General features: G+C 38.0%; 10 protein-coding genes. 2 read left to right on the plus strand and 8 right to left on the minus strand.

Annotated features, from left to right (window positions below; all coding sequences use genetic code 11):
- Positions 1-11: 11 nt before the first annotated feature.
- Positions 12-1,532 carry a flexirubin biosynthesis tyrosine ammonia-lyase FlxA gene (gene flxA, locus J2X31_RS00475; RefSeq protein WP_310023545.1) on the minus strand — a complete coding sequence of 507 codons (1,521 nt, stop codon included), beginning with the start codon at positions 1,530-1,532 and terminating at the stop codon, positions 12-14.
- A 112-nt stretch (positions 1,533-1,644) separates the two neighbouring features.
- Between flxA and J2X31_RS00480 the strand changes: the two genes are divergently transcribed.
- Positions 1,645-2,886, plus strand: a complete 1,242-nt coding sequence (locus tag J2X31_RS00480) for an NAD(P)/FAD-dependent oxidoreductase (RefSeq protein ID WP_310023546.1) — start codon at positions 1,645-1,647, stop codon at positions 2,884-2,886.
- A 58-nt stretch (positions 2,887-2,944) separates the two neighbouring features.
- On the opposite strand, the gene J2X31_RS00485 is transcribed toward J2X31_RS00480, so the two are convergent.
- From J2X31_RS00485 to J2X31_RS00510, 6 genes are all read right to left on the minus strand, one after another.
- The gene (locus tag J2X31_RS00485; RefSeq protein WP_310023547.1) at positions 2,945-3,553 is read right to left on the minus strand and encodes a hypothetical protein; all 609 of its coding nucleotides are present in this window, start codon (positions 3,551-3,553) and stop codon (positions 2,945-2,947) included.
- A gap of 396 nt (positions 3,554-3,949) precedes the next feature.
- The gene (locus tag J2X31_RS00490; protein WP_310023548.1) at positions 3,950-4,246 is read right to left on the minus strand and encodes a hypothetical protein; all 297 of its coding nucleotides are present in this window, start codon (positions 4,244-4,246) and stop codon (positions 3,950-3,952) included.
- 231 nt (positions 4,247-4,477) lie between these two features.
- Entirely contained in the window at positions 4,478-5,656 is a 1,179-nt protein-coding gene (locus tag J2X31_RS00495; protein WP_310023550.1) for a T9SS type A sorting domain-containing protein, read from the minus strand.
- 207 nt (positions 5,657-5,863) lie between these two features.
- Positions 5,864-7,405 carry an acyl-CoA carboxylase subunit beta gene (locus J2X31_RS00500; protein ID WP_310023551.1) on the minus strand — a complete coding sequence of 514 codons (1,542 nt, stop codon included), beginning with the start codon at positions 7,403-7,405 and terminating at the stop codon, positions 5,864-5,866.
- A gap of 3 nt (positions 7,406-7,408) precedes the next feature.
- Positions 7,409-8,851: an acetyl-CoA carboxylase biotin carboxylase subunit gene (gene accC, locus J2X31_RS00505; protein WP_310023554.1), complete on the minus strand. Its 1,443-nt coding sequence runs from the start codon at positions 8,849-8,851 to the stop codon at positions 7,409-7,411.
- Positions 8,852-8,854: 3 nt separating this feature from the next.
- Entirely contained in the window at positions 8,855-9,340 is a 486-nt protein-coding gene (locus J2X31_RS00510; RefSeq protein WP_310023556.1) for an acyl-CoA carboxylase biotin carboxyl carrier protein subunit, read from the minus strand.
- A 138-nt stretch (positions 9,341-9,478) separates the two neighbouring features.
- On the opposite strand from J2X31_RS00510, the gene J2X31_RS00515 reads away from it, so the two are divergent.
- Positions 9,479-10,300, plus strand: coding sequence for a DUF2490 domain-containing protein (locus J2X31_RS00515; protein ID WP_310023558.1), 822 nt, complete (start codon positions 9,479-9,481; stop codon positions 10,298-10,300).
- Positions 10,301-10,361: 61 nt separating this feature from the next.
- On the opposite strand, the gene J2X31_RS00520 is transcribed toward J2X31_RS00515, so the two are convergent.
- Positions 10,362-11,267, minus strand: a complete 906-nt coding sequence (locus J2X31_RS00520; protein WP_310023559.1) for a leucine-rich repeat domain-containing protein — start codon at positions 11,265-11,267, stop codon at positions 10,362-10,364.
- Positions 11,268-11,297: the final 30 nt, after the last annotated feature.

Below are 11,297 nucleotides of genomic sequence, written 5' to 3' on the forward strand. Positions count from 1 at the left end.
TTAGTAGATTATTATTTTGTCATTAAATAGTCTTTCACTTTTTGAACAAACGGATACATTACCTGATCTTGCTGGAATGTAGGGATGATGTTTCTCACCTCATCATACATTTTTCTGGTTACAGATGAAACGGCATCTTTTTGCTCCAAGGCATCAATTGCCTGAACAATGGTGATCAATTCTATCGCCAAAACTTCAAAGGCATTTTCAATTACCTTTCCTGTGATAACTGCCGCATTTGTTCCCATACTCACGATATCCTGATTATCGTTATTGTTTGGAATACTGTGGATGTACATTGAAGTTGATAGGGTCTGACATTCAGCTGTTGTTGATGTTGCCGTAAATTGAACACCTTGCATACCAAAGTTGAAACCCAAGGTTCCCAAATTAACAAACGGTGGCAACAATTCATTAATCTTAGAATTCAATAAATAATTCAGTTGACGTTCGGCCAACATTGCCAATTTTGTTACAACCAATTTCAATTTATCCATTTCCAACGAGATGTAATCGCCATGAAAATTTCCTCCGTGATAGACGTGCTGGTTTTTCACATCTACAATTGGATTATCATTTGCCGAATTGATTTCGTTTTCCAAAACCAATGCCGTATTTTTTATAGTGTCCAATACAGGTCCTAAAATTTGGGGCACACATCGTAAGGAGTAATATTCTTGGACTTTTTCCTTGAAGACATCTTCCTTGTTTTCACCTGTGTAAAGATGGTCTTCGCGTTTTCGGACCAACTTGCTGTCATCAAGATTTTCACGCATTTTTCTTGCAACTTCTTGTTGCCCAAAATGGTGTTTTGTATTGTTTAATGCTGCCGAAAAATGGTCGTCATAAGCTTGTACGATTTCATTGATGGCACACGAGCATTTTACAGCCCAATCCAAAAGTTTCTCAGCATTATGAACATTTACAATCCCAATACCAGTCATCACGGAAGTACCATTCATCAAAGCCAATCCTTCGCGGATTGCCACAGTTATCGGTTGCAGGTTTTCAATTTCAAAAACCTCTTTCGTAGTTCTTCTTTCACCTTTATAAAAAACTTCGCCTTCACCAATTAAAGTTAGAGCCAAATGTGCCAATTGAACCAAATCACCACTTGCTCCAACGCCACCATGTTCAAAAATAAGTGGTGTAATATCTCTATTGATAAATTCCTTCATTAAATGGATGACTGATGGATGAACCCCTGAATTTCCTAATGAAAGTGTATTCAATCTGGCCAACATAGCCGATTTTACACAAACAGCACTCAATGGTTTTCCTGTTCCAGAGGAATGACTTCTGATTAAATTGTATTGCAATTGCAACCTGTCTTCGTCTTTTATACGGTATTGAGCCATTGGTCCAAAACCTGTATTTACGCCATAGATTACTTTATTTTTGGAAAATTTCTCTAAAAAATCAAAGCTTTCCTCTACCCTATTCAAAACGCCCTCGCTAAGCTCAACATTGTTTTTATGGAATACGATTGCCGTAAATTCGGCCAAGCTTAAATATTCGTTTATGGTACTCATCAAATTTGTTTTTTCTTTAAAATATATAAGCTATTTTATGTAAATTTAGATTTTATGTCTTTACATTTACCGCCACAAAGTTAAGACATTATTAATAAGAAAAAAGAAAAATATGACTATGGAATTTGTTGATGTGTTAGTGATTGGAGCGGGTCCTTCGGGCTGTGTTTCTTCTTCATATTTACATAATAATGGAATCAAAGTCAAGGTAGTTGAAAAAACAAAATTTCCCCGTTTGGTAGTTGGCGAAAGCCTGATTCCTCGTGTAATGGATCACTTTGCCGAAGCTGGACTTTTTGAAGCACTTGACGCCATGAATTTTGAGAAGAAACTGGGTGCTCGGTTTATCAGAGGCGAAGAAATATGTCTGTTTGATTTTAGTAATAAATTCTCTGAAGGTTGGGATTGGACCTGGCAGGTTCCAAGGGCCGATTTTGACAATACTTTGGCCCAAGAAGTGATTCGAAAAGGAATCGATTTGGAATTTGAAAGCGAAGTTACGGCTGTAGAATTCAATGGAAGCGACTCCATTACCACACTAAAAGACAAGGACGGAAATACCAAACAAATACATGCAAAATTTATTATAGATTCTAGTGGATATGGTCGTGTTTTGCCTAGATTGTTGGATTTGGATACGCCTTCCAAATTAGACCCACATTCATCGATTTTCACCCATGTAAAAGATGTCAACCGTCCAGAAGGTCAAGAAGGAACATTGATTTCGTTTGATATTTTAGAAACCGAAGTTTGGCTTTGGGTGATTCCTTTCTCAAACGGAAATACAAGCCTTGGTGTTGTTGGACCAACTGCATTCATCAATTCGCTTTCAGAAAATAAAGACAATGCCGAAGCGTTGAAAAACGCAATCCAATTATCGGATTATTATATAAAGCGTTTTGGTGGGGTTGAATTTTTATTCGAGCCGGTTAAATTGGAAAACTATTCAAGAGCGGTTAAAAAGATGTATGGCGAAGGATTTGCCCTTACTGGAAACAGTTCTGAATTTTTAGACCCCGTTTTTTCTTCGGGAGTGGCTTTTGCAACTGAATCGGGAATGCTTTCCGCCAAATTAATTCACCGACAATTGAATGGAGAAAAAGTAGATTGGGAAGTGGAATTCACAGAATATATGAAAAGTGGCATCGGAGTTTTCACGACTTATGTAAAAGAATGGTACACAGGGAATCTGCAAACCTTATTCTTCCATCGACCAGAAAACCCAGATGTTAAAAGAAAAATCTGTGCCGTTTTGGCTGGTTATGTTTGGGATCAGGAAAATCCATTTGTAAAAAAACACGACAACGTGATCAAGAATATGGCCCATCTTTTGAATCTTGAAAAAAGCAAGTAATAAAAAAACCGGAATTAATTAAAATTCCGGTTTTTTTTATGCAATAATTTATAGTGAATTAGAAAACTTCCTTCAAAATCATTTTGCTCATCGTTTTAGCTGTTTTTGCAAAACCTTCGCCAATTCTTGATTCATTACTGAAATTGTTTCCCCATTGGTCGCCAGGAGCTTTATCCGTAGAAAGTTCAAGAACCACATTGTTTCTGTTTGCGGTTTCAACAAATCTCAAAACAGTGCTTACTTTTGCCGCTTGCTTCATAACTGCAGCATCCCAACCTGGATAGATCCAAACTGCATCTACAATAAGCGTATATTTTGCGTTAGTTGCCCCTTCTTGAAAAACAAGGTCTTTCTTCTCTTTTGAAAGTACAATATTTGCAAGCTCTAAAAATTTTAGATTCCAAATTAATTCTTTACTTCCTTCCCATTTTTTCTTCCAGATGTCACCCTTGCCTTTCGATTTTTCATTCAATTCAGCGGCTCTTTCTTTTACATATTGTTCTTCTGTAATTTCTTCCTTCATTAATTTCAAATTGCTGTAAACAAATTCGATGTTTACTTCTTTTTGACCTTTTAGGAATTTGAAATCGCCTTTTTCAACTTTTACTTTTTGAGCCATAGCTATTCCAGAAAAGAACAATAGGGCAATAATTGCGGTTTTTTTCATTTTGTTTATGTTTTTAATATTTAGGATAGGTAGTAAAAATAGTATTTAATTTTGAAAAAATACAATAAAATTAAATCTTCCAAATTAGGATGAATAAAATATATTCTCGTAATTCTAATTTAGTACAGCATTTGCGTTAGGGATTACTTCACTTAACTTTTATTTTAATCGAAGTTCAGTGAACTTCGTTTGAAGTGGAAATCCCTTTTTGTCTCGTTTCTTTAACGAGACAAAAAAAATTGGAACGGAAAGCCCGACCCTTGTGGTAACGCCCGAATACTTAAAATTTAAACGCTGCTAATTTTAATTTAAAGCGATATATTCAAACCATATCCTCAATTAAAATAAAAAACACCAACTAATACTAAGTTGGTGTTGGATTTGACCGAAAAAAGTCTAAAGTTCTTTTTTGATGATATTTAACTCCTTGTTTATTACATCATACAGTTTTTCTCCTGGCGGTTTTTTATTAAAGTTGAGTACGATTTTTAATTTAGTTTCATCATCCAAAAGTGAATGCCTCACTGAAAGTGACGAATTTAATACGGGTACCTGCTTCAATTCCAGTATAACATCGGTGAAATCAGGATTTCTTCTCAACAAATCCTCCTCACATCTTTTCAAGATATTATACAAGGCTGTCTTTTCTTCAACAGGAAGCACAGTAGTAAAAGGTTGAATAGTAATTTTCATGATCTTTAAATATATAGCGTTTTGGGGTTTAACTATAACTTTTATACATTGTGAATTTTAAATGAAATTACTGAAACTAAAATTATCCACTCTTATAAGATTACAAATCAGGATTATATAATTCAAATTAAAAACAGCTTTTATTTTTTTGAGGCATAGGACAAAAAAAAACCGCTTGAAATTAATCCAAGCGGTTTGCTATTCTATTTTCGGCGAAAGCCAGAGAGTGAATTATTGCTTTACAACTTTTAAGGATTTGGTTGTAGTGACAAAAGTTACTTTTACCAAGTAAGAACCGCTTGACAATCCTGATAAATCTACTTGTGTTTGTGTGGCATCCACTGATTTTGCTAGCATTTTTTGTCCCAAAAGATTGAATACTTCTACGTTTGAAATATTTTCTGTGTAAGATAGATTCAACACATCTTTTACAGGGTTTGGATAGGCTGTGAAGTTTTGAAATTCCTTATCGTTAGTTCCTAATCCTCCAGAGCTTGTTAAATTGATGGTGAAATTACCTTCGGGTGCATCATCAAAAGAATCATAATATCCTACATTGATGTAATAAACCGTTCCCATCACTGAATTGGCAATTAGTATGGTTTCGTCTCCCGAAACAGTGTCATCAACAGTTTCAACACATTCAAGATTTTCACAAGTTCCTGTGAAGACTCCAAGAGAAATATCATATTCCTCACCCGTAGTTACAGTTATTTCAATACTACTTCCATCACCTGTAAAGGTGTACCAAAGTCCATCATTCATTTCCCAATTTTCGCAAGCCATCACAAAACCATCCGTAGAAGCTGCAGTTCCATCGGTTTGCTCATTTGTATAAGGAAATGAAACAATTTCGATAGCACCAGCACAGTTGTCGTTAACAGGGGTTGGAACACTGGTTACATTGATCGTAAAATTCCCTTCGGGCTGATCAATAACAGGATGGTAGTGGCCAACGTTAATATAATAGGTTGTGCCAATTTCGGAAGTTCCTATCACATAGGTTTCTGATTCTCCCGAAAAGCCTACGTCCATGACCCCCACACATGACAATGCACCACAGCTTCCATTGAAAATACCGAGCTGAATATCATAATTGTCACTTTCGGGAGTGACAGTGATTGCTATACTGTTTCCGTTTCCTTCAACAGTAAACCAAAGACCATCATTCATAGCATTCAAGCAAGTAGTCGAAATACCATCGTTTGCAGCATCGGCTCCATCTGATTGGAAAAAATTAAAAGGGAATTCAGTAATTGCCATTGCAGTTGCACAATTGTCATTTGAAGTTGCAAAAGTTGCTGTTGCTTTTTTCAGAGGCTTTGTTGGATCGATATTCGAAGCACTTGCAAAGCCTGATGTTGCTAGAAAACCAAATCCAAATAACATTCCTAGAGTAGTTTTTTTCATTTTTAAATTGATTAATGATTCAATTTGCTAACTTACAATTTTCTTTTGTTGTAGGATTTTACTCAAAAGTTAAGAGAACGTTAAAAATAAAGTTGATTTTCTTTTAGCGAAGTCAGATGTCTGATTTAAAGAATGAAAAAAGCCAATCTTGATAGTTGCAAGATCGGCTTTTTAGCTTAATTCATTAATATTCTAAATACCAAATATTTACAAAGGAATATTCCCATGCTTCCTCTTCGGCAACTCGCTCACTTTGTTTTCCAGCATGCTGAACGCCTTGATTAATTTTCGTCTGGTATCTTGTGGCAAAATCACTTCATCGATGAAACCACGTTCGGCGGCACGGTATGGCGTTGCAAATTTCTCAGCGTATTCTGCTTCTTTTTCCAATAGTTTTGCTGCCGGATCTGCTGCAGATGAAATTTCTTTCTTGAAGATGATTTCACTTGCACCTTTGGCTCCCATAACTGCAATTTCTGCCGATGGCCAGGCAAAATTCATATCGGCACCGATGTGTTTGGAGTTCATAACATCATAGGCTCCACCATAGGCTTTTCGGGTGATAACCGTTACTCTGGGAACTGTGGCTTCGCTTAAAGCGTATAACAATTTGGCTCCGTGAACAATGATTCCGTTCCATTCCTGATCGGTTCCTGGCAAGAAACCAGGCACATCTACCAAAACCAAAAGCGGAATATTAAAACAATCGCAGAATCTTGTGAAACGTGCGGCTTTTACTGAACTGTTTACATCCAAAACACCTGCCAAAAACATCGGCTGATTGGCAACTATTCCGATGCTTCTTCCTCCTATTCGTGCAAAACCTACCAAAATGTTTTCGGCAAAATTCTTATGCACTTCGTAGAAAGAATCTTCGTCGATGATTCCTTTGATGACATCGTGCATATCATAAGGTTTGTTGGCATTTTCTGGAATGATTCCGTTGAGTTGTTCCCTGATTTCATCTCCGAATTCAAACGGAACTTTTGGTGTAGTTTCTAAATTACTTTGTGGCAAATAGCTCAACAGTTTTTTAATATCCTCCAGACATTCCACATCATTTGCAGATGTGATATGTGCCACTCCAGATTTTGTCGAATGTGTACTTGCTCCACCCAATTCCTCGGAAGTTACGGTTTCGTTCGTCACAGTTTTCACGACATTTGGCCCCGTTACAAACATATAACTCGTATTTTCGACCATCATTGTAAAATCGGTCATGGCTGGAGAATAAACGGCTCCACCAGCACAAGGCCCCATGATGGCAGAAATTTGTGGAATTATTCCCGAAGCTTTTACATTTCTATAAAATATATCAGCATAACCTCCCAAAGACCTCACTCCTTCCTGGATTCTCGCTCCACCGGAATCGTTCAAACCAATCATTGGCGTTCCGGTTTTCAAGGCCATGTCCATCACCTTGCAGATTTTTTCCGCATGGGTTTCTGACAAAGCACCTCCAAAAACAGTAAAATCTTGTGCAAAGACATAGACCATTCTTCCGTTGATTGTTCCGTAGCCTGTGATGACTCCATCACCCAGATAGACTTCCTTTTCCATTCCGAAATCTGTCGTTCTGTGGGTTACCAGCATTCCGATTTCCTCAAAGGAACCTTCGTCCATAAGGTATTCTATCCTTTCCCTGGCTGTCAGTTTCTTTTTTTCGTGCTGTTTTTCTATTCTAGCTTTGCCTCCGCCTAAATGTGCCAAGGCAATTTTATCTTCTAATACTTTTATCTTGTCTTTCATGTCTTACTGTATTGGTAAACGAAGCATATTCTGGTCTTTTAAGTACTGTTGAAGTGCAACCATTGCCGCAACTTCTGCTTCCTTGTCTTGTTGGGCTTTCAAATGTTCCGCATCGTAATAATTCTTTACGAAATGTGTATCGAAATCGCCCGAACGGAAGGCTTCGTGCTCCATCACAAACTTCCCGAAAGGCAAAGTCGTACTCACACCTTCTACTTGATAACTTTCAATTGCTTTTATCATCAATTGAATAGACTCTTCCCTTGTTTTTCCGTAGGTAATCAATTTGGCCAACATCGGGTCATAATAAATCGGAACGTCCATGCCTTGTTCAAAGCCATTGTCAACGCGGATGCCTTCGCCGAAAGGCAAACTATATACTTCTAAATTTCCGACACTTGGCAAGAAATCATTCAACGGGTCTTCGGCATAAACACGTAGTTCCATTGCGTGACCTTTGATTTGCAAATCTTCTTGTTTTATAGAAAGTGCTTCGCCTTTTGCCACTCGAATTTGCATCTCCACCAAATCCAAACCTGTAATCATTTCCGTTACCGGATGTTCTACTTGAAGTCGCGTGTTCATCTCAAGGAAATAGAAATTCAGATTTTCATCCAATAGAAATTCTACCGTTCCGGCTCCTAAATAATCACAGGCTTTGGCCACTTTCACAGCCGCTTCTCCCATTTGCTTTCTTAATTCTGGTGTCAAAACAGAGGATGGTGCTTCTTCGACAACCTTTTGATGACGACGTTGGATACTGCATTCTCTTTCAAATAAATATAAAATATTTCCGTGACTGTCGGCCATAACTTGGATTTCGATATGCCTTGGTGATGCCACATATTTTTCGATAAAAACCGAACCGTCTCCAAAAGCAGAAGTCGCTTCGCTGATGGCACGTGTCATTTGGGATTCTAAATCTTCCTCCTTTTCAACAACACGCATTCCTTTTCCTCCTCCTCCGGCAGAAGCTTTGATTAGGATTGGGAAACCTATTTCTGTTGCAATTTTCTTTGCTTTTTCAATATCGGTGATGGCTTCATCAATTCCTGGAACCATCGGAATATCGTAAGCTTTCACGGCTTCCTTGGCCGCCAATTTGCTTCCCATCATGTGGATGGCTTTTGATTCCGGACCTATGAATGTGATGCCGTTTGCAATGGCCTCTTCCGCGAAAGCGGCATTCTCACTCAAGAATCCGTAACCGGGATGTATGGCATCAACACCTAATTCCTTGGCTACTTCTATGATTTTGCTTCCCAATAGATACGACTGGCTGGAAGGTGATTCTCCAATCCAAACGGCTTCGTCGGCAAATTTTACGTGTGGTGCATTTCGGTCAACAGTTGAATAAACGGCAACGGTTTTGATGCCCATCTTTTGGGCAGTTTTCATTACCCTGATGGCAATTTCGCCTCTGTTGGCTACTAATATCTTCTTCATAATCTATTCGAATTCAATTAACAACTGTCCTTTTTCTACGGCATCGCCTTTGCTGGCTGAAATGGATTTGATGATTCCCGCTCTTGGCGACAGGAAACTGTTTTCCATTTTCATGGCTTCTAAAATTAAAAGGCAGTCGTTTTCCTTTACTTCTTGTCCGACAGTGACACTCATTTCCAGTATCAATCCTGGCATTGGAGCCTTGATGACGTTGATTTGTTTGGAAGCTCCAACCTCAAACCCCATGTCCTTGATCAATTTGTCCAACGGACTTGAAATGGCAACCGTGTAAAGATTTCCATTGACTTTTACGGTATAGATTTTGGCTAAAAAATTAGCATTGACAATTTCGGCCGTATAAGGCTGACTGTCTTTTAAGATGTGAAACTGGATTGGGGTAATTTCTACGGCATCAAGTGCTGTGTTTTCTGATGCTGAACGTTCATAGACCGTGGTATTGTTTACGGTAAGCTGGTAACTTTTATCCATAGTATAATTTTCAAGACTGTAAAAGTAAGGAAAATGAAAACGTTTGCGAAAGGAAAAAGTAATTTTAGAGGTAGTTTGAAAACCATTTGAAAGTTTACGAAACCCATCCCAAAAACCATCTCCGAAAAATCACTATTTTTGGAAGCTCAAAAACAAATCCCTAACCGAAAGATGAAAGCCTATTCTACCCTTTTCTTGATAGTAACACTTCTACAATTTAGCGAAAGCACTAAACTGCAAGCTCAAAATAGAACAAAAGAACACAACAACATTGGGTGGCTGGCCTATAGTGGCACGTTCAAAATCAATGAAAAAATGGACATCCATACCGAATACCAATGGCGTCGTGACGACTATGTCGAAAATTGGCAACAAGGATTGTTGAGGGTGGGATTGAATTATAACTTCCGACCGGAGGTACAAGTGAGAGTTGGATATGCCTGGGCCGAAACCTATCCCTATGGAGAAACACCGCTAAACGGAATGGGCAGGGATTTTACAGAACACCGAATGTATGAAATGCTGACACTTCAGGACAAGATTGGAAGCCTGAACCTATCGCACCGTTTTATGCTCGAACAACGTTGGGTGGGTCGGTACAGTGATGCCAGTTTGGACAAGGAAGATGAGTTTCCGTTCCTGAACCGTGTCCGTTATATGCTACGGATGCAAATTCCATTGAAAGGCAAAACCATGCAGGACAAAACGCCTTATGCCGTGCTTTACGACGAAGTGTTCATCGGCTTTGGGAAAAATGTAGGCGAAAATATATTCGACCAGAACCGCTTTGGGGCCTTACTCGGTTATCGTTTTAATAAATACCTCCAAATCGAAGGTGGCTATTTGAGCCAGATTGTACAGCTTGGAAGGGAAGTTGACAACAAGAATGTGTTTCAATACAACAACGGTTTTATCATCAGTACTATCATTAATGTTGATCTTCAAAAAAAAGAAGAATAAATTCCAATACTCTCGCTTCGGAGCCAAATTCCAAATTAAAGCTCAAGGATTAAAATAGGATTTAGAAAAGTACCGTACAACTAGGCAATGCTTTCTTAATTCTTTCTTTTTCCGAACTGCTGATGGGATTTCCCAAAAGGATTAGGGTCTTGAGGTTTTTTAATTCCTTGATTGTTTCTGGCATTTTTTCTATTGAATTCTTGGCCAACGAAAGCAATTCCAAATCTTGCAATTGTGTAATCTCATCGGGAAGCTGTTTAATCTTATTGCCATTGAGCATCAAAATTTTCAATTTTTTTAAGGCTCCAACTTCTTTTGGAAATTCCTGCAATTGATTGTATTCCAAATTCAAATCTTCTAAAGAATACAGCTTGGTCAATTGTTGGTCGAAGATGTTGAACTGATTATACCCCAGATGCAGGGTTTTAAGTTTTTTCAAATGAGAAACCGATGACGGAAGATGGCTCAACTGATTATGGTTCATCTCCAGAACTTCCAATTCCTTGCATTTTCCTATGTTTTCAGGAATAGAAGCAACTGCATTCATAGATAAATCTAAAAACCTGATTTTCTTGAGCTTTGTGATGGCATCCGGAAGCTGTGAAATGCTATTATTTGAAAGATCCAATCGGATAAGTTTATCCAGTTTACCTATTGAATTGGGTACATATTTTATAGAGTTGAGCTTTAATATGAGTATTTCGAGCTTTTTTAGGTCGAAGAGGGCATCGTCCCATTTCTCCAAATTGTTCCGCATTAAATTTAGGAAACGGAGGTTTTTGAGTTGGTTGATGCTGTCGCTTACATAAAAGATATGCTGGTCACGAAGATTGAGCTGTGTGGCATCTTTATCCTTTTTTAAGGCTTCGGCAACACTGTAATATACTTGTTCCTTCAAAGGATTTGCATTTTGGCAATAGCCTAAAAATCCAACTAAAAGGAATGATAAGAGTATAATTTTTTTCATAGGTTAAATTAAATTAAAAAAAGGACCGGC

The organism is Flavobacterium arsenatis, assembly GCF_031456785.1.
GTDB classification, from domain to species: Bacteria; Bacteroidota; Bacteroidia; order Flavobacteriales; family Flavobacteriaceae; genus Flavobacterium; species Flavobacterium arsenatis.

Bases quoted from the DNA above. Each gene is read 5' to 3' on its own strand.
- J2X31_RS00520 (WP_310023559.1), bottom strand. From the start codon at position 11,267: ATGAAAAAAATTATACTCTTATCATTCCTTTTAGTTGGATTTTTAGGC.
- J2X31_RS00500 (WP_310023551.1), bottom strand. From the start codon at position 7,405: ATGAAAGACAAGATAAAAGTATTAGAAGATAAAATTGCCTTGGCACAT.
- J2X31_RS00495 (WP_310023550.1), bottom strand. From the start codon at position 5,656: ATGAAAAAAACTACTCTAGGAATGTTATTTGGATTTGGTTTTCTAGCA.
- accC (WP_310023554.1), bottom strand. From the start codon at position 8,851: ATGAAGAAGATATTAGTAGCCAACAGAGGCGAAATTGCCATCAGGGTA.
- flxA (WP_310023545.1), bottom strand. From the start codon at position 1,532: ATGAGTACCATAAACGAATATTTAAGCTTGGCCGAATTTACGGCAATC.
- J2X31_RS00490 (WP_310023548.1), bottom strand. From the start codon at position 4,246: ATGAAAATTACTATTCAACCTTTTACTACTGTGCTTCCTGTTGAAGAA.
- J2X31_RS00485 (WP_310023547.1), bottom strand. From the start codon at position 3,553: ATGAAAAAAACCGCAATTATTGCCCTATTGTTCTTTTCTGGAATAGCT.
- J2X31_RS00480 (WP_310023546.1), top strand. From the start codon at position 1,645: ATGACTATGGAATTTGTTGATGTGTTAGTGATTGGAGCGGGTCCTTCG.
- J2X31_RS00510 (WP_310023556.1), bottom strand. From the start codon at position 9,340: ATGGATAAAAGTTACCAGCTTACCGTAAACAATACCACGGTCTATGAA.